This window comes from Sedimentibacter sp. B4 (assembly GCF_000309315.1).
Classification (GTDB): domain Bacteria; phylum Bacillota; class Clostridia; order Tissierellales; family Sedimentibacteraceae; genus Sedimentibacter; species Sedimentibacter saalensis.
On record NZ_CANG01000007.1, the window covers coordinates 1 to 18658 of the forward strand.

The following is an 18658-nucleotide window of genomic DNA, read 5'->3' on the forward strand; positions in this document are numbered from 1 at the left end:
CCCCTGCTTGAAAATTCTGCAATGGAATCGTCGTTTGTTTCAACTGTGCGCCCGTCATCCAATGCTCCAACAGAAATTACATACCTGCTGGTTGCAGGAGACAGTATGGTGTTCCTCATTGGTCCGCTGTTTCCTACTGCTGCAACAACTATAAAGTTGTTGTCTATAGCCCTGTTTGCTGCTTTAACCAGAGGGTCTCTCCTTTCCCTGTACTGAGCAATGGCTCCCAAAGAAAAATTGATTATTCTTGTTTTATAAACCTCCCTGTTTTCAATTATCCACTGAACAGTTGATAAAATGTCTGATGTGTTTCCGTTTCCGCTTTCATCAAGAACTTTCACTGAAAGAATATTTGCTTCCGGAGCAATTCCTTTGTACTTACCCTTAGACGAATAGCCGTTTCCGGCAAGTATTCCTGCACAATGAGTGCCGTGTCCGTTGTCATCGTATGCTCTTGTTTCCTTGTTTACAAAATCCTTGAACCCTACTATGCGGTTTGTGGGGTAAACAAGGTCAGCATGGGGTGAAATTCCCGTATCAATTATGGCAACTGTGATGTTTTTGCCTGTATACTTTGTGTTTGTAATCAAATCAGCTCCCACCACGCTCCTTGCAACATCCATTACTGCAAAGACCTTTGAATCGTAGCTTATGAATTCCACGTCCGGGTCTTCTGTTATTTCAATGATTGATTGAATGCACATGTCGCAGGCGCATCCGTTTACTATGGGAAGATTGTAGTTTAATTTATTTGATAATGAAGAAATTTTTCCTTCTTTAATTTTTTTGTCGCTCTTATAACTTATAATAACCGGTAAAATGTTGTTATTGCTTGAATTCACCTGCCCTTGTATAATTGGACAGAGTTTGTTGTAATCTATATGATTTTTCATTAAATTCACCACCTAAATTAATTTATGCTTATAAATAAAGATGGTGTTCATTTTTGAAAAACATGGTATAATATTTGAACAATGGATAAACATAGGTACACTGGATAAGCATTAGCACAATGAAAGAATGCTGTCCATTTTAGCATCAACAATCTATTTTTTCTGTTGTTTAATGATAATTGTTACATGGAGGAATTTATGCCTAAAATATTAGTAGTGGATGATGAAAGACCCATAGCCGAAATAATTAAGTACAACTTGCAAAAAGAAGGGTTTGAAGTACAGACAGCATATGACGGCGAAGATGCTCTCAAAGTGGTTCATAAATTGAATCCGGAGCTTGTAATACTTGACATAATGCTTCCCAAGAAAAACGGATTTGAGGTTCTCAAGGAAATCAGGATGGAATATGTTATGCCTGTCATAATGCTTACAGCAAAAGAAGAAGAAAATGACAAAATAACCGGACTTGAGCTGGGAGCTGATGACTACATCACAAAACCATTCAGCAACAAGGAACTTGTTGCAAGGGTCAGGGCAAACTTAAGACGTGTTAAACTTTCAAATGTCAATGAAGAAATGAAGTCCAAAATAATCAATGTAGGAAACCTGACAATTGATATGAACACGTACGAAGTCAGCAAGGACAATCAAATTATAGATCTTACAAACAGAGAATTTGATCTCTTAAAATATTTGTTTCAAAATTCAGACAGGGTTTTCAACAGGGAACATCTTTTGAAGGAAGTCTGGGGATATGAATTCGGTGACTTAAGAACCGTGGATGTTACCGTAAGAAGGCTCAGAGAAAAAATTGAAACTGAAGAAGACAAGTATATAATCACAAAAAGAGGAACAGGATATTATTTCAAGAGCAAATAGGGAGACAGGCCGGTAACTCCGGCCTTAGGTGCAATTATGTTTAAAAGTATTAAGTGGAGATTCGTATTAATTTATTTTTTGCTGGTTTTTCTTTCCATGTCCATAGTTGGAATTTACATTGTTGATCAGCTGGAGGAAATACAGCTGGAGATGAACTCCAAGAACATGGACTCCCGCATAAGGTTCATCATAGCGTCATCTGACCCTTTGAAATCAAACATGTGGGAAGATAAAACGGAGGAAATTCAAAAAAGCATAAACAGCCTTCAAGTTGGATACAATGAAGACTTGTATGTAATATTGAATGATGAGAAGAAAACAATAATAGCAGGCAGTGTTGAAGAAGTCATAGGGCAAAGCGCATTGAACACAAATAAAATAAACAACTATATACTTGCAAAGTCAATGGATGGAAACCCTGCACACATTGCTCCTCCTGATGAGTTTGACGGAGAAAAAGACCCGTCTTACTATCACATGTCATATCCTGTTTACGCTGATGGAAGCATCAAAGGATTCATATATTTTGTCAACAACATAGAATATATTTACGACACCGTGAATGAGTCCAGGGACATAATGTCCAAGGCTACCTTAATAGCTCTTGCCATAACCATATTCCTGGGTCTTATTTTGTCATCCAGCATAACAGGCCCAATCAAGGACCTTACTGCCAAGGCTGAACAAATGTCAAAGGGTGACTTTGACCACAAGGTAGATGTAAAGTCAGACGATGAAATCGGACAGCTTGGAAACACATTCAACTTCCTCATTGATGAGCTTAAAGGGACGATGTCTAAGCTTCAGCAGGAAAAAAGCAAGATGGAAACTACATTCAAGTACATGGCTGACGGGGTTCTTACAGTTGATGCAGCAGGAAGCATAGTTCACGCAAACCCAGTAGCAGAAAGACTTCTTTCTTTGAAGAAAGAAGATGAAGACTACGATTCTGCCATTGTCAGAGTCAAGGACAAAATGATGCTGAAAAACTTGAAAAAAAACAACTATCATGGCACCGATATTTTGGAACAAAACGGAGAAACATATAACATTGATTACGCTCCTTTCATGAACAATAAAAATGAAATTGGAGGCGTAATTATTGTATTTAAGAATATAACTGAACAATACAAGATTGACAAGCTTCAAAAAGAATTTGTTGCCAATGTTTCACATGAACTTAAAACTCCAATAACAACAATAAAAAGCTACACGGAAACTTTGCTTGATGGAGCATTGGAAGAAAGACAGATTGCCGTGGACTTCCTGACTGTCATCAACTCGGAAAGCGACCGCATGGCAAGACTTGTAAGCGACCTCTTAAGGCTTTCAAGAATGGATTATTCCAAGACTAAGTGGAAAAAGGAAAGTTTAAGCTTAAGCGACATGGTCAGCCAGGTGCTTAAAAAACTTCAGATTCAAATCAAGAATAAGAATATTCACCTTCAGCTTGGTAAAATTCCTGAAGACATGCACATATTATTTGACAGAGACGGTTTTGAGCAGATACTTTTAAATATTGCAGGCAATGCAGTCAAGTACACGCCTGAAAACGGCAACGTGTATATTTCTGCTTACAGGGAAGACAACAACGTAGTCGTGAGCATCAAGGACGACGGAATTGGAATTCCTCCCGAAGATCAATCCAGAGTTTTTGAAAGGTTCTACAGGGTTGATAAGGCTAGAACAAGAGATATGGGGGGGACAGGTCTTGGACTTTCCATAGCAAAGCAGATAGCCGATGCCCATGACAGCACCATTGCCATAAAAAGCGAAATTAACAAAGGAACTGAGATGATTATTAAAATTCCAGAGTTATTTTAAATAAAGAGGCATATATGATACATAAAAAAATTAAAAATATAGTCTTGTTTGTAATGGTTATAGTATGTGTCTATTTAAGCAGCTATGTATGGCTTCAGTTGCCTGACTTTATAAGCAGCGCAGACACAGAAGACAATGTTCCTGACGACATAATTGTTGCAGATATATGGGAAGTTGTAAGACCTATAAAGAATATAATTAAATACAAGGAAAATTATACTGTCACATATACAGACAAATTCGATATGTGGGGAAAGACGGTGCACATTATTAACGATGCTTTTCAAAACTACAATAAAAGCAGCGTTACTGGATCTGCCGCGTTTCCCAAAGAATATCTTAAGTTTGACTTCAGTACAAACATACCTTCAGAAATATTCACAGGGCACATGCAGCTGGAAAATGCTGAAATAAACAAAGCAGTAAAAAATATCAAAAATATAATTGTAGATCTTGAAAATACTAAATCCTTATATTTTTATGACGGAATCAACACTGTGAAAATAGAAGGAGATAATATTGATACATCTGAGCTTTTGGACATAATCAAAAATTTTGATTTCGAAAGTGAAACGAAATATTCCTTTGATCAAAAAATAGGCGATGAAACGGTGCAGGTTCCGGTTCCTCTTGAAGTTTCTGTAATGAATCCCGTGTTTGTGCAGTCAGAGCTTGATGTTTTCGATACGTATAGAATCAATGAAATTGCAAAGGACTATTTTAAAAACAATTACGATTATGTGAGAAAATCCGTTGAAGTAAGCGGAAATCTTGTATACACCTACAGAACAGAAAAAGTTCTTAAAATTAATGAAGAAGGTCTCCTTGATTTTTATGATGCTGTTTTTGACCCAAGCAGTGTGACAGATCAATATGAAAGCTTTGCTGCAGCTGTGAATTTCACCGAAGAATTTCTCGGATTTCCAAAGGATGTCTACCTGAGCAATCTTGAAAGCATTCAGCATGAAGGGAACTACGGCTACAGATACACATTTTCATACAAAATTCTTGAAAGACCTATATTGTTCAGCAAGGTAAGGGAAAATACAGCCCTGCAGATTGATGTGGTAGGCAACAAAGTTGTTTCGTACAAAAGGTTCATAAGAAACATAGATGATTCGCAAATGGACAAAATGAACAATACTCAGATTCTACCTGCAGTTGAAGTAATAAGCAGAAACCTTGACACAGGTGAAAGTGTAACAGCTGAAGGAACGGTTTCTGAAATTAAACCCATTAAAATTGAAATGATTAAGGATATCAATAACATTTACCTGGGATACTTCGACCTGGCAAGAATTTCAAAGGAACAGATGCTAAGAGTGGTGTGGGTTATTGAAACAAATAACAAGAGCTACATTTTCAACGCCACAACAGGCGCATTGATTGAAGAATGGTAATGAAAAGGATGAATATATGGATTGGAACAAGTCAAACACAATACTTATAATTGCATTTGTTATTTTAAATATCATTTTATTGGCATCATACTTCAACAACGCGCATACGGAAGATTATAATGTCATGAATGATGAGCAGTTTGTTGAAAGCGTGGAAGAGCTGCTTAAACAGAAAAATATAACAGTAAATTGTGAAATATCGGAACAGACATACGTTATGCCCATACTTGATACTGAATATGAAATGATAGATATAAACAATGAGATTATTCAAAACTATCTGGGAAGCGGTGTAGAAGCAGTTGAAGATGTGTATGTGTACAACAATGATAATGGAGAAACACTTGAAATAATAAACGGAAAAAAACTGAGCTACACTATTCGTGAAAAAATACAAGGAAAACATCCAACCGAAGATGAAATGTCAGTCCTCATAAATGATTTTGTTGAAGAAAAAAACATCAGCATGGAAGGATATACTGAAAACCGCACATATGTAGCGGAAGATTCATGTGTTTATTCTTTTACGCAAAGTTACAACGATTATTCCATGGAAAATTCATACATGAATTTTTATGCTGATGAAAATGGTATTTACAAGTTTGAAATGCAGCGAATAAATCAAGTTAAGGAAATAACTGAAAAAGTTAGGACTGTTACTGCCGTCGAAGCTTTAATGAGGCTTTTGACATACGATGATGTTTCAGACAAAGAAATTATTAAAATTGAAATGACATATTACAGCATGGAAGATGAGAATTGGCAATACATTGCAAGAATAAATTCTGACCCCGCGTGGAAAGTTATATTCAGTGATGGTACTCAAAAACACCTTCCAAATGCTGACTGATTACAAATAGTTACGCAAATGGAAAATACCGTGAAAGATAACCAATATTTAATAAACGTATATATTTTATTTTGTTGAAAAAAAACAAAAAATATTATATCATATTATGAAGAATGTAATAAAATTGTAATATTGAGTATATCATTGCCAGTCAATTTAAATACATAAAAAACAGAATTGAGGAATTGTTTATGTCTAAATTTGTTATAGAAGGCGGAACAAAATTAAAAGGAAAAGTTAATATCGGAGGGTTTAAAAATGCTGCTGTTGCCATAATACCGGCCACATTGCTCTGCCCGGGCAAGTGCATCATTCAAAATGTTCCTAAAATAGAAGACGTCAATGTATTCATTGACATATTGAAGGAACTGGGCGCAGTGGCTGAACATATAGACGACACTTCCATTTATGTTGATGCATCTCAAGTTAACGAATGCTATCTTAAAAACGGATTGTCGAAAAAAATGAGAGCTTCATACTATCTGCTGGGGGCAGGGCTTGGAAGATTTAAAAAAGCTTCTTCTTTGTTGCCGGGAGGATGTGACATAGGAGACAGGCCCATTGACCAGCACATAAAAGGTTTTGAAGCACTGGGAGCAACTGTTGACATCACCCCCGAAGGAAGAGTAAATGTACAAGCCGATAAGCTGATTGGTGCAAAGATATATCTGGATGTTGTAAGCGTAGGGGCTACCATAAACATAATGCTGGCAGCAGTTTATGCAGAGGGTAGGACTATTATAGAAAATGCTGCAAAGGAACCGCACATAGTGGACACTGCAAACTTTTTGAATTCAATGGGAGCGGACATTAAGGGTGCAGGAACTGACGTAATAAGAATAAACGGAGTGAAAGAACTTACAGGCTGCACATACAAGGTAATTCCTGATCAGATAGAAGCCGGAACATACATGATTGCCGCAGCAGCCACTAAGGGAGACATCATAATAGACGATATAATACCAAAGCATCTTGAGCCTGTTACTGCAAAGCTGAAGGAAATGGGTGTTGGAATTGAAGAATACGGAGATTCCATGAGAGTGTTTTACGATAAGGAACTAGTTCCAGTAAACATACAGACTTTGCCATACCCTGGATTCCCAACAGATTTGCAGCAGCCTATGACAGTTCTTTTGTCAAGTGTCAACGGTGAAAGCACAGTAGTGGAAGGGGTATCCGAAGACCGATTCAAGTATGTGAATGAAATCAGGAAGATGGGTGCAAGCGTAGAATACACAAAGAAGCAGGCATGGATAAAAGGCAATCCTGAATTGAAGGGAACGGTGGTACAAGCTACGGATTTAAGAGCAGGTGCAGCCCTTATAATTGCAGGCCTAATTGCAAACGGACTAACTGAAATAACAGACATACATCATATTGACAGAGGATATGAACATATAGAAAACAAATTTATGAATTTAGGCGCAAAAATAAAAAGAGTTGTCAAGGAAGAGGAACTGATTTAATATAATATAAAAAATAAAAAAGAGTTGATAATATGTCTTTTTTTAACATATATGTTGAACGGGAAAACATGGAATTCTACCAGCCCATACTATGCAGCTTCTGTGGAAAATATGGCAGGTATGAGGCATATATGGAATACCATGTTCTCAGGTTTTTCTGCATACCGCTTTTTATAGTGAAGAAAAAGTTTTTTGCAGTATCCACATGCTGCAATAATGTTTACTTGATTAAAAACAGAGAAAAAGGATTCATGATTAAAAGAAAACAAGGACATAATGTGTTTTTGCTGGAAAAGGATTTGGAACTTTTAACAGAAAATGATTGTCACGGTACTGAAGCAGCATTATGATGCTGCCTTTACATAATTAAATATAATAATCATGGGGGAAAACATGTTTAATGATTTAAAGTACTTAAAAGTAAATCTTCCTGAAGATATTCTGAAGTTGAAGTGCAGTGGAAATTTTGAAGGGGCACAGAAACTCATAGACTTGCGCCTTGAAAAACAAATACCTGTTGCCATGAGAAAAAGGCTTGAAATTGAAAAAGAAATACTCACCACCATAAAGGGTGAATATCCTTATTCATTTGAACAGGCACTTAAAATCATGCAGGACAACATAAAGGACTTCACGGAAGAAGAAATGAAAGAGCTGCAGGAAAATTCACAGGCTGACTGGATTCTGGTGGATGGAAAAGTTAAATTTAACGACAGCTTTTACGGCTCCATAGTGAAGACAAGACCAGATATTGAAGCAAGGCTTAAAAACAATGTGTCAAATGATGACAGAGGTCAGTTCTTAAACGACAACATCAAAGACACAAAGGAAAACGGAATCGCTTCATACTTCATTCGCATGAAGACATCAGTGAAGATCAAAAATCCCGGTGATAAACTTGGAGAAACAATAAAAGTTCACATGCCGCTGCCTATAGAATGCCAGCAATCAGACATTAAAATAATCAGTACGACGCCAGTTGCAAAATATTTGTCATCAGTTGACTATCCTCAAAGAACAGCATATTTTGAAACAAAACTGGAAGGGCCTCAGGAATTTTCAGTGGAATATTCCTTTAAGAGCACTCTTACATACAACAACCCTGATCCTTTACTGGTTTCGGAAGAGCAGCCAAAGTTCTTCACAGAGGAACAAGAACCACATATCATGTTCACACCGTACATAAGAGAACTTGCAAAAGAAATAGTAGGAGATGAAACTAATCCTCTCATTAAAGCAAGAAAAATATACGACTACATAACACAAAACGTGAGGTATTCCTTCATGAGGGCATACTCCACCATAACAAATATTCCTGAATACGCGGCATTAAACCTGAAAGGTGACTGCGGTGTGCAGGGGTTGTTGTTCATAACGCTGTTAAGATGCGTGGGAATTCCTGCAAGATGGCAGTCAGGATTGGCAGTTACACCACAGCATATTGGACCTCACGACTGGACACAGTTTTATGTGGAACCTTTCGGATGGCTATTTGCAGATCCTTCATTTGGAGGAGGAGCATTAAGAAACGGAAACACTGAAAAATGGAATTTTTACTTTGGAAACCTGGATCCATTCAGAATGGTTGCAAACTCAGAATTCCAGCATGAATTTGACCCTCCTAAAAAATATTGGCGTCATGACCCCTACGACAACCAGGTGGGTGAATGCGAATACGAAGACAGAGGCCTGAGAAGAGAAGAGTTCAAAGTAGAATACCAGCTGTTAGAGATGAAAAAATTGTAATAACTTGTTTCAAGGTGTAGGGGAAGACCACTGTCCTCCCGTTGATTAATACAAACAATAAATTGTTATCTGCGGGAGAGCACAAGACTCTCCCCTACGTACTTAGATTTCAACATCACCACAATTACCAATATTATTAATTGCATCAAACTGACCTGATTCAAAAGAGTCAGGTTCTTTTATTTCAAACAGTTGAATAAAGTCAAAAATAGTGATATTATTAACAAAAAGATTAAATGATGGATGGGTACTATGTTTGAAAAAGACAGTTTTGAAAGACAATTTACGGACATGATACATGACGGCTTTATATTCATTGACACCATGGGAATCATTCAAATATACAACAGCAAGGCAAAGGAAATATTCGGAATAGACTATAAACCCGAGTACAGCCACAGTTCTGGAAAAATTGAAAAAGGTGATATAGTCATCATTGCAGACAGCTGCATAGGTAAGGATGATGGGGGCCTTTCTCCGGAATCTCTTAAATATATAGGCATTAGAAACAGCAATATAAAAACAGGAGATGCCATTGTTGCTGTAGGAAGCTACTGTGATGACAGAAGGTTTGTTCCAAAATATGTATACAGCGGTAACGACAGCCTCCATGATAAACTTGAGCTTGAGGGAACGTATCATGGAATACATATTTCATCTTACATAGATTTTGAAAACGGTATTGTTTCTGTAACAGCAGGGCAAGACACTTACAAGATTGAATTTGTTAAATGTATAGGTCATATGGTTGTTTTAGAGGCTGTCACTAAAAAAATGAAGTTTTACCAGACAAAAGGATATACAGCAAGGGGCGAAGACATAAACGCATTGCTTAAGGGCAAGGAGTTCAGGTCAAAGGGCAATGGTACTGAGCTTTTTGATGTGATTGGAAAAAATGTATTTGAAATACACAACGGCAATTCCACCATTAAGGAATTTTATGAGGCAGCAGTGGGGAACGACATCAGGTATGCAGACGAATACAAGGAAATAAACGGCAGACCGACTATCTGCTCTCTTCATCCTGTGGACAAGAATGGCAAAAGAACGGGCGCAGTGTTGATAATCAAGGACATATCTGAAATCAAAAAAATTATAAGCGAACGTGACGAAGCTTTGCAAAATCTTTTCAAAATGGAAAGAAAACTCAGTGATGAGGAGGCTACCGAGAAGCTGCTGCCTAATCTGGCAGGTGACAGCAGGGAAATAACCAACGTGAAAAAGCTGGCTTTGAAAGCTGCCAAGTCCAATTCAACAGTGCTGATACTGGGAGAAAGCGGGACAGGAAAAAGTATGCTGGCAAAAGCAATTCACGAAAACAGCAGTTATTGTAAAAATCCTTTTATAGCTGTAAACTGCAGCTCAATACCGGAGACACTGCTTGAAAGTGAACTTTTTGGTTATGAAGGAGGAGCATTTACCGGGGCAAAGACCGGAGGAAAAATTGGATTATTTGAAGCAGCACAAAACGGCACATTGTTTCTTGATGAAATAGGTGAGATTTCAATGTCCCTTCAATCAAAACTTCTTCAGGTTCTACAGGATAAGTCCTATTACAAGGTGGGCAGCAAGGATATTAAAAGAATTGATGCAAGAATAATTGTGGCTACTAACAAAAATCTGGAAGAAGAAGTTCAAAAAGGGCGCTTCAGGGAGGACTTGTACTACAGGATAAATGTATTTCCAATCTGGATGCCACCCTTAAGAGAAAGAAGAGAAGATATTTATTCTCTTGTAAGAAATATTCTTCCAAGAGTTTGCGAACGGACAGGCTGCGGAGAAAAAGGGATTTCAGGTGAAGCATTGAGGTTGTTGTACTCCTACGATTATCCGGGAAATGTAAGGGAGCTGGAGAATATTCTTGAAAGAGCAGTAAACATGGCAGAGGGAAAAACAATTTTTTCAAGCCACTTAGCTATAAAAAGAAACAGACAGCAGAATAAATCGGGTGCTAAGGGTCTGAGAAAGTTGAAAGAAATAATCAACGAGGCAGAAAAAGAAGCAATTGAAGAAGCAATAGCTGCAAGCAACGGTGATTATAAATCAGCCATTACGGCTCTTGACATAGGAAAGACAGCTTTTTATGAAAAGGTTAAAAAACATAATATAATTATTTAATTGATTCCGCAAAACAGGAAAGTTTCCTGTTTTGCGGAATTTTATCATTTCATTGAAAAAACAAATAATTTACTGAAAAGTAGCTGACAGTGAATTTTTTTATTCCGCGAATGCGGAAAAAATAACATTTAAAATGAAACAAATTAAATTGTTTGGATTTTTGCAACAGATATAAAAACTGAAATTGCAATGAAATTCGGCAATTTATTTTTTTGATTGCATTTTGATTTTTGGCATACATATTGCTTTATATTTCGACAGCTATAATTAATAAGTATTATTCAACATTCAGAGGGGAGGATTAATTGGGTTTGTAAATCCCTGCAAAATTTACAAGACAAAAATACTAAAAAGGGAGAACAAAAATGATTAATGGAATTTGGTTAGGTTTAATAGTTATTGGTGTTGTAGTTGCTATTTTTACCGGCAATGTTCAGGCGGTTACAGATGCAGCCATAAACTTTTCCGGCACAGCAGTTGAAATAGCAATAGGACTTATCGGAATAATGACTTTATGGCTTGGAATAATGGCTATCGCAGAAAAATCAGGATTAATAAGAGGATTAGCTAAAGCTTTAAGCCCTATTATGAAAAAACTGTTCCCGGAAGTACCGGCAGATCATCCTGCAATGGGAGCAATGATAATGAATATAGCAGCAAATATTCTTGGACTGGGAAATGCAGCAACTCCATTTGGACTTAAGGCAATGGAAGAACTTGATACATTAAATGAACACAAGGGTGTTGCAACAGATGCCATGGTTATGTTTTTAGCAATAAACACATCATCTGTAACACTTTTACCTGCAACTGTTATTGGATTAAGAGCAGCAGCAGGCTCTACAAACGCAACAGAAGTTATCGGACCAGTTATTCTGGCTACAACAATCTCTACGGTTTCAGCTATAATACTTGCAAAATTGTTCGGAAAAATGAAAAGATACAAGGTTGAAAACTATATAGAAAAATCTGATGTAGAAAACGTACAGGAGGGATAATATGCTGCAGACAGTTTTAAATACAATATCATTATATGCAATACCAGCTATATTGTTGGGAATACCGCTTTATGGATATGTAAAAAAAGTCAAGGTTTATGAAGTGTTTGTTGGAGGCGCAAAAGAAGGATTTGATACAGCAATAAGAATAATACCATACCTTGTTGCAATGCTTGCTGCCATAGGAATATTCAGAGCTTCAGGAGCAATGAACTTTGTTGTTAAATTATTAAGCCCTGTAACAAACTTAATAGGATTGCCTGCAGAAGTTCTGCCAATGGGTATAATGAGATCTCTTTCAGGCGGAGGCGCTGAAGGAATGATGGTTGAACTGTTCAATACATATGGACCGGATTCATTGATAGGAAGAATGGCTTCAGTTGCCATGGGTTCAACAGAAACTACAATGTACTGCATAGCTGTTTATTATGGAGTTGCAAAAATAACAAAAGTAAGACACACATTGTCTGTAGGATTGTTAGTTGATGCAATAAGCTTAATAGCTGCAGCAGTAATCACAAACATAGTTTTTTAATTGACAGAAAGAAGGTAACAAAATGTTTTTTCCTGATAAGCTAAAAAAAGGCGATACAGTGGCAATAATAGCTCCATCTTCTCCTGTAACCACAGAACAAGCCGATGCGTGCAAAAATCTGGTTGAAGATATGGGATACAAGGTTAAAATGGGTAAATGTACATACCAGTCATTGCACGGATATTCTGCAGGTCTTGGAAAGTCAAGAGCAGAGGATATCAATGAAATGTTTGGCGACAAGGAAGTAAAAGCCATATGGTGCATAAGAGGCGGGGATACAAGCTCTCATGCAATGGATAAATTAGACTTTGAAATGATTAAAGACAATCCCAAAATATTTGTGGGATACAGCGATGTTACAAACTTGAACGTGAATTTCAATCAGAAATGTGGTTTTATAACATTCCACGGCCCCATGGTTAAATCAAACATGCTTAATTCTTACGACGATTTCACAAGATCAAGCTTCGAAAAGGCACTAAACATGGAAGATGAAATACTGCTTGATAACCCACAGGGTGAAGAGTTCAAGGTAATGGTTGAGGGCTGTGCCCAGGGAACAATTGTGGGAGGTAATTTATCTCTTCTTGTTTCCATGATAGGAACACCATATGAAGTTGATACAAAGGATAAAATTTTATTTATTGAAGATGTTGAAGAAAATGTAAGAAGACTGGACAGAATGATGTACCAGCTTAAATATTCAAACAAACTGAAAGAATCAGCAGGAATAATTTTTGGAGATTTTACAGATTGTGTCAACGAAAGTGACAGTGAATATACAGTTGTTGAAATGCTTAAGGATGTTCTTGCAGATTACAGCAAACCGGTTATGTACAACATCAAGTCAGGCCATTGCTTCCCAATGTCAACAATTCCGCTGGGAGCAAACTGCACTATTGACACAAGAACAAAATCAATTAAATTCAATATATAAATAATGGGGCTGTTTGCATTGTAATTATTATCGTGTCATTCTGAGGGCTTTGCCCGAAGAATCTCATAATTTTAAAAGATGAGATCCTTCGCTAACGCTCAGGATGACATGAAAAAGTTTAGTGCAACAGTCCTATGCATTTTGAGGTAAAAATTATTAAAATAGTTGAGAATATATAAATTTTTGGTATAATATTTGCATTTATATTAAGTCTAAGTTATACTAATTAAAATTGTAAATAACTCCATAAAATTAAAAAGGAGATAATGATAATGGATAGAACAATAAAAAACAACACTTTGTATTTTGACGGATGCAATACAGTTGAACTTGCTGAAAAATATGGAACACCACTTTATGTAATGAGCGAAACAGCCATAGTTGAAAAATGTAAAGAAATCAGAGATACATTTCTCAATAAATATGAAAAGACAAGAGCTGCCTATGCTTCAAAGGCATTTTTGACTTTGTCCATGTGCAAAATAATTGAAAGAGAAGGTCTCTGCATGGACGTTGTTTCAGGAGGAGAACTGTACACAGCAATGAAGGCAGATTTTCCTGCTGAAAAAATTGAATTCAACGGAAACAACAAATCCATTGAAGAACTTCAGCTTGCCATTGACTACAACATCGGAAGAATAATAGTTGATGGCCTTGACGAACTTGATTTAATTGAGGAAATCTGCAAGGAAAAAGGGAAAAAAGTAAACATTTTATACAGGGTGACTCCTGGAGTAAAAAGCGATTCACACGATTACATTGTAACAGGTAAAAAGGATTCTAAATTCGGAATACCTCTGGATGATGAAGTGATTTTTCCAGCCATAGAACATGCAATAAAATCTCCATATGCAAATTTCATGGGTTTTCATTTCCACGTAGGTTCTCAGCTTCATGACAATGAATCTCACCTTAAGGCGTTGGACATAGTTCTTAAGCTCATTAAGGACACAAAAGAAAAATATGATTATGCCACTCCAGAGCTTAATATTGGCGGCGGCTTCGGAATCAAATACACAGAAGCAGACCATAAAAAACCATATGCATACTTCCTGGACCCAATGATGGAAAAAATTGAACAGTTTTCTAAGGATATAGGAATCGAAAGACCTGAGATTGTAATTGAGCCGGGCAGAAGCATAGTTGGAGAAGCAGGAATAACTCTTTATACCATAGGAACAATCAAGGACATAAAAGGAATCAGAAAATATGTTTCGGTTGACGGTGGAATGACCGACAATATAAGACCTGCACTTTACCAGGCAAAGTATGAAGGAATAGTTGCCAACAAGGCAGAAGAACCAAAGACAGAAACAGTTACAATATGCGGCAAGTGCTGTGAATCTGGAGACGTCCTCATCCGTGATGCACAGGTTGCAGATGTGAAAAGAGGAGACATATTCGCGGTATTTTCAACAGGAGCTTACAGCTACACAATGGCAAGCAACTACAACAAAAATCCTCTATTGGCCACAGTGCTGGTTAAGGAAGGAAAATCAGAAATAATAGTAAAAAGACAAAGCTACGAGCATATGATAGAAAATGAGATTATACCTGATTCATTGAAATAAGGAGGCACATTATGCAGTTTACCAAAATGCAGGGAGCAGGAAATGATTTTATAATCATAAACAACATGATTTTAAAACTGCCTGTGGAAAAAATACCGGCAATAGCAAAAAAACTGTGCCAGAGAAAAGTTTCCCTGGGAGCAGACGGGTTCATGGTGGTTGATTTTCCAGATGGAGATGCTGATTTTAAAATGCGCTTTTACAATCAGGACGGAAGCATAGGGGAAATGTGCGGCAACGGTGCAAGGTGTATATCCCGTTACGCCTACATCAACAACATTGCAGGCAGAAAAATGAAATTTGAAACCGGAGCAGGAATTGTAGAATCCGAGGTTCTTGAAGGCCGACAGGTCAAGGTTCTGCTTAACAAACCTGAGATAGTGAAACTTGATAATGATCTGGAAATTGATGGTGTCAAATATGAATGTTCATATATAGAATTAGGTAATCCTGGACTGCCTCATGCTGTTGTAAAATTTGAAGGACTGTCTCATGCAGAGTACAAAGAAATTTTTGAGGCAGGAAGGAAAATCCGATACTATGAAAAGTTTCCAAAGGGTGCCAATGTGAACTTTTATGAAATTTTAGATGAACATACAGCACTGGTCAAGACATACGAAAGAGGTGTGGAAGATTTAACGCTGGCCTGTGGAACCGGTTCGGCATCTGCAGCTGTTGCCTTAATACTTAAGGGTTATTTGAAAGGTGACAAAGTAAAAATCATAGTTTCAGGAGGCGAATTGTTTGTGGAAGTTGAAAGAACAGGCAATGTTGTTCATAAACTCTACCTCATAGGAGATACAAACATAGTAGCAACCGGTGAAATATTGGATGAAGATTTAGTTTTATAATGTTAAATGGCAATGGGACTGTTGCATTAGTGATTATTATAGTGTCATTATGAGGGCTTAAGCCCGAAGAATCTCAGAATTTCAAAAGATGAGATCCTTCGCTGCCGCTCAGGATGACATGAACACTTAATGTAACAGCCCCATTTTATTATATCAAAGAAATATTAACCTAATTTCTGCAGGTCTTCAATCATTCCTATGTATTCTTTTGCAAGTTCTGAAACAGGATGGCTGATGCTGCTTATCCATCCTAGCTCTATAGAAAACCTGTCATCAAGCAATTCAAATGCCCGGATATTATCATAATATTCGATTTTTTTATAGGCATTTGTATATGCTGCAATTGAATAAGCATTTGTGTTTTGCAGCACTTCGTGCATGGTGCTTCTGTCAGACACTATTATGCGGTTCTTCCGTTTATATATTTCAATATCCTCCAATTCTGAAGAAAAGTTGAAATTCGTGTCTGTGTACATTACAATGGGATAATCTTTCAACATATCCAAGGTGATGCCGGAACCACTGAAGGAGTACAGGGGGCTGTTTTTTCCTACAGTCACTGATGCAGGACAAGCAAGAATAGGGTGGTAGGACAGTCCTCGTGATTTTAACAGATGCAATGTTATTTTTTTGTGGTTTTGAGATAAAAGCAATATGCCGATTTCTGCTCTATGTGAACTCACATTGTTTACAATATCTATAAATGAGCATTCCAAAAAAGAAAATTCGGTGTGATGACTGGAATACTTGCTGCACAACTGCATGAACAGCAAATGAGCAAAACGCATGTACTGACAGGCAACAGACAATGTCAGGGATGGATTTTTGCCATAGGTCGAGCAAAATTCCTGAGTCAGACGAAACTGACTGTACGTGGCCATGGCATGGTTTAGAAACTCGCAGCCGAAATTAGTCAACTCTACACCCTTGGCTGTACGGTTAAAAATAGGCTGTCCAACTTCTTCCTCAAGGTTTTTTATGGATTGAGACAAGTTTGATTGTGATAAATACAGGTTTTTTGCGGCCTTATTCATTGAGCCGCATTCAGCAATTTTTATTACATGTTCTATCTGATCTAGACGCATAACCCTCACCTTATAAGTATAGCTTATAACTTCTAATTAAAAATATATATTAACTGTTTATACTAGTCAAGTATTATAATTAAAATAAGGAGGGATGAATATGAATAATAAAAAAATCAGTCTGGCAGAAAAGCTCGGCTACGGTTCATTTTCGATTTCATGCAATATAGTCGTCCAGTTTGTAAGCACATTTATCTTGTTCTATTACACAAATGTTTTTAAAATATCTCCGGCTGTTGCCGGGGCTATAGTCAGTTTTGGCGTTATTTGGGACGGTATTAATGATCCGCTCATCGCCCATTTTGCTGACAACCACAGATTCAAAAACGGTGAACGTGTCAGACCATACATGCTTTACATATGTGTTCCACTGGCCATAACTACAATTCTGATGTTTATGCCTTTTAATATGCCACAGAACATGAAGCCTTTTTATGGAATGTTTATATATGTTGTTTTTTATTCTTTTACAACATTTTTACGCCTTCCGTCATATGCCATGCCCATACTGGCTACTTCTGACGGAATGGAACGCATAAGCATAAACACATATACTTCTGGGGGAGCCAGTCTTGGTGGAGTTTTGGCAAGTGTGCTGTGCTGGCCTTTAGTCCGTATATTTTCCGGTGTTGACACCAATGGTGACATGATAAACCCAAGCCGTGGTTTTCCGCTTGCAGCAGCTGTAATCGGAGTATTTGTAATTGCCGGCGCACTTTTTTCATATTTTACTTCCCGTGAGCGCGTTAAACCAAAAAATGAAAATGAGGAAAAGCTTTCTCTGGGTAAGTCGTTCACTATTGTCATGAAAAATTACAATTTTAGATGGAACACTGCATTTTCAACACTCTATTTTGTCAACAATGCTCTGCTTACATCTACATTGGTTTATTACTGTTCATATGTTTTTAAGGATTCAGGGCTTACAACTTATGTAATGGCTGCGTTTGCTGTTGGGTCAATCATAGCATTACCATTTATAAAACGACTGGACAAAGCCCTTGGCAGGCGCAGAGCCATGATGCTTGGTGCAGCATTAATATTCATCAGCAAAATACCATTTCTGATTTTCCCTATGAATGTCTTTGCCATGTATGTAAATGCGTTCATCATGGGATTGTCAGTTGCCCTCAACATTGTTACTTTCAGTACAACACGTGCGGAAGTAGCAGACCATGTTGAGTATGAGAACAACCGCCGAATTGACAGCATGGTCATTAACTTCATGGGTTTTCTGAACAAGTGCGGTACATCCTTTACAACTCTTATAATCGGAATATCCCTGCAGATGGCTGGATATAATGCTGATTTGAAAATTCAGCCTCAATCTGTAACTACAACGCTTATTGGTCTAATCGGTTGGATGTCACTTGCTATGTCTGTTGTTATGTTTTACTGCGCAACAAAAATTACAATTGAAGAAACTGTAAAACAAATGAGCAGGGAAAAAGAACTTGCTGCAGAACAGCTTCTGTCTTGACATCTAAAAACAGGAGGTAATT

The 18658-nt window shown here is 37.3% G+C and carries 16 protein-coding genes; 14 read left to right on the forward strand and 2 right to left on the reverse strand.

The window, feature by feature from the left end; translation table 11 throughout:
* Window positions 1-893, reverse strand: an 893-nt coding sequence (locus tag BN358_RS00655) for a S8 family serine peptidase (RefSeq protein ID WP_019227382.1), incomplete at its 3' end; no start/stop codon positions are given.
* 198 nt (window positions 894-1091) lie between these two features.
* Between BN358_RS00655 and BN358_RS00660 the strand changes: the two genes are divergently transcribed.
* The 13 genes from BN358_RS00660 to dapF all read left to right on the forward strand — a co-directional run bounded on the left by BN358_RS00660 (window position 1092) and on the right by dapF (window position 16071).
* Window positions 1092-1775 carry a response regulator gene (locus BN358_RS00660; protein WP_019227383.1) on the forward strand — a complete coding sequence of 228 codons (684 nt, stop codon included), beginning with the start codon at window positions 1092-1094 and terminating at the stop codon, window positions 1773-1775.
* A 36-nt stretch (window positions 1776-1811) separates the two neighbouring features.
* On the forward strand, window positions 1812-3599 hold the full coding sequence (locus BN358_RS00665; RefSeq protein WP_019227384.1) for an ATP-binding protein: 1788 nt from the start codon (window positions 1812-1814) through the stop codon (window positions 3597-3599).
* A gap of 14 nt (window positions 3600-3613) precedes the next feature.
* Window positions 3614-4999 carry a hypothetical protein gene (locus tag BN358_RS00670; protein WP_019227385.1) on the forward strand — a complete coding sequence of 462 codons (1386 nt, stop codon included), beginning with the start codon at window positions 3614-3616 and terminating at the stop codon, window positions 4997-4999.
* Entirely contained in the window at window positions 4986-5849 is an 864-nt protein-coding gene (gene yycI, locus BN358_RS00675) for a two-component system regulatory protein YycI (RefSeq protein ID WP_019227386.1), read from the forward strand. Before BN358_RS00670 ends, yycI begins: the two co-directional genes overlap by 14 nt.
* Window positions 5850-6040: 191 nt before the next feature.
* Window positions 6041-7315, forward strand: a complete 1275-nt coding sequence (locus BN358_RS00680) for a UDP-N-acetylglucosamine 1-carboxyvinyltransferase (RefSeq protein WP_019227387.1) — start codon at window positions 6041-6043, stop codon at window positions 7313-7315.
* 32 nt (window positions 7316-7347) lie between these two features.
* Complete coding sequence (locus BN358_RS00685) at window positions 7348-7665, forward strand: zinc-ribbon domain-containing protein (protein WP_019227388.1); 318 nt, start codon at window positions 7348-7350, stop codon at window positions 7663-7665.
* A gap of 43 nt (window positions 7666-7708) precedes the next feature.
* Window positions 7709-9061: a transglutaminase family protein gene (locus BN358_RS00690; RefSeq protein WP_019227389.1), complete on the forward strand. Its 1353-nt coding sequence runs from the start codon at window positions 7709-7711 to the stop codon at window positions 9059-9061.
* A gap of 252 nt (window positions 9062-9313) precedes the next feature.
* Complete coding sequence (locus BN358_RS00695) at window positions 9314-11179, forward strand: sigma-54-dependent Fis family transcriptional regulator (RefSeq protein WP_019227390.1); 1866 nt, start codon at window positions 9314-9316, stop codon at window positions 11177-11179.
* A 365-nt stretch (window positions 11180-11544) separates the two neighbouring features.
* Entirely contained in the window at window positions 11545-12177 is a 633-nt protein-coding gene (locus BN358_RS00700; protein ID WP_019227391.1) for a nucleoside recognition domain-containing protein, read from the forward strand.
* A gap of 1 nt (window position 12178) precedes the next feature.
* The gene (locus BN358_RS00705; protein WP_019227392.1) at window positions 12179-12712 is read left to right on the forward strand and encodes a spore maturation protein; all 534 of its coding nucleotides are present in this window, start codon (window positions 12179-12181) and stop codon (window positions 12710-12712) included.
* Between the two features lie 22 nt (window positions 12713-12734).
* Complete coding sequence (locus tag BN358_RS00710) at window positions 12735-13649, forward strand: LD-carboxypeptidase (RefSeq protein WP_019227393.1); 915 nt, start codon at window positions 12735-12737, stop codon at window positions 13647-13649.
* 272 nt (window positions 13650-13921) lie between these two features.
* Window positions 13922-15220 (forward strand): diaminopimelate decarboxylase, encoded by a 1299-nt coding sequence (lysA, locus tag BN358_RS00715; RefSeq protein ID WP_019227394.1) that lies wholly within the window; start codon window positions 13922-13924, stop codon window positions 15218-15220.
* An 11-nt stretch (window positions 15221-15231) separates the two neighbouring features.
* Window positions 15232-16071, forward strand: a complete 840-nt coding sequence (gene dapF / locus BN358_RS00720; protein WP_019227395.1) for a diaminopimelate epimerase — start codon at window positions 15232-15234, stop codon at window positions 16069-16071.
* A gap of 164 nt (window positions 16072-16235) precedes the next feature.
* On the opposite strand, the gene BN358_RS00725 is transcribed toward dapF, so the two are convergent.
* On the reverse strand, window positions 16236-17156 hold the full coding sequence (locus tag BN358_RS00725; RefSeq protein WP_019227396.1) for a LysR family transcriptional regulator: 921 nt from the start codon (window positions 17154-17156) through the stop codon (window positions 16236-16238).
* 100 nt (window positions 17157-17256) lie between these two features.
* Between BN358_RS00725 and BN358_RS00730 the strand changes: the two genes are divergently transcribed.
* Window positions 17257-18636 carry an MFS transporter gene (locus BN358_RS00730; RefSeq protein ID WP_019227397.1) on the forward strand — a complete coding sequence of 460 codons (1380 nt, stop codon included), beginning with the start codon at window positions 17257-17259 and terminating at the stop codon, window positions 18634-18636.
* Window positions 18637-18658 lie beyond the last annotated feature (22 nt).

What these genes read in the sequence shown, in the direction of transcription:
- BN358_RS00685 (WP_019227388.1), top strand. Translation starts at nt 7,348, where the DNA reads ATGTCTTTTTTTAACATATATGTTGAACGGGAAAACATGGAATTCTAC.
- lysA (WP_019227394.1), top strand. Translation starts at nt 13,922, where the DNA reads ATGGATAGAACAATAAAAAACAACACTTTGTATTTTGACGGATGCAAT.
- BN358_RS00705 (WP_019227392.1), top strand. Translation starts at nt 12,179, where the DNA reads ATGCTGCAGACAGTTTTAAATACAATATCATTATATGCAATACCAGCT.
- BN358_RS00695 (WP_019227390.1), top strand. Translation starts at nt 9,314, where the DNA reads ATGTTTGAAAAAGACAGTTTTGAAAGACAATTTACGGACATGATACAT.
- BN358_RS00730 (WP_019227397.1), top strand. Translation starts at nt 17,257, where the DNA reads ATGAATAATAAAAAAATCAGTCTGGCAGAAAAGCTCGGCTACGGTTCA.
- BN358_RS00725 (WP_019227396.1), bottom strand. Translation starts at nt 17,156, where the DNA reads ATGCGTCTAGATCAGATAGAACATGTAATAAAAATTGCTGAATGCGGC.
- BN358_RS00690 (WP_019227389.1), top strand. Translation starts at nt 7,709, where the DNA reads ATGTTTAATGATTTAAAGTACTTAAAAGTAAATCTTCCTGAAGATATT.
- BN358_RS00660 (WP_019227383.1), top strand. Translation starts at nt 1,092, where the DNA reads ATGCCTAAAATATTAGTAGTGGATGATGAAAGACCCATAGCCGAAATA.
- BN358_RS00680 (WP_019227387.1), top strand. Translation starts at nt 6,041, where the DNA reads ATGTCTAAATTTGTTATAGAAGGCGGAACAAAATTAAAAGGAAAAGTT.
- BN358_RS00665 (WP_019227384.1), top strand. Translation starts at nt 1,812, where the DNA reads ATGTTTAAAAGTATTAAGTGGAGATTCGTATTAATTTATTTTTTGCTG.
- BN358_RS00700 (WP_019227391.1), top strand. Translation starts at nt 11,545, where the DNA reads ATGATTAATGGAATTTGGTTAGGTTTAATAGTTATTGGTGTTGTAGTT.
- dapF (WP_019227395.1), top strand. Translation starts at nt 15,232, where the DNA reads ATGCAGTTTACCAAAATGCAGGGAGCAGGAAATGATTTTATAATCATA.
- BN358_RS00670 (WP_019227385.1), top strand. Translation starts at nt 3,614, where the DNA reads ATGATACATAAAAAAATTAAAAATATAGTCTTGTTTGTAATGGTTATA.
- BN358_RS00710 (WP_019227393.1), top strand. Translation starts at nt 12,735, where the DNA reads ATGTTTTTTCCTGATAAGCTAAAAAAAGGCGATACAGTGGCAATAATA.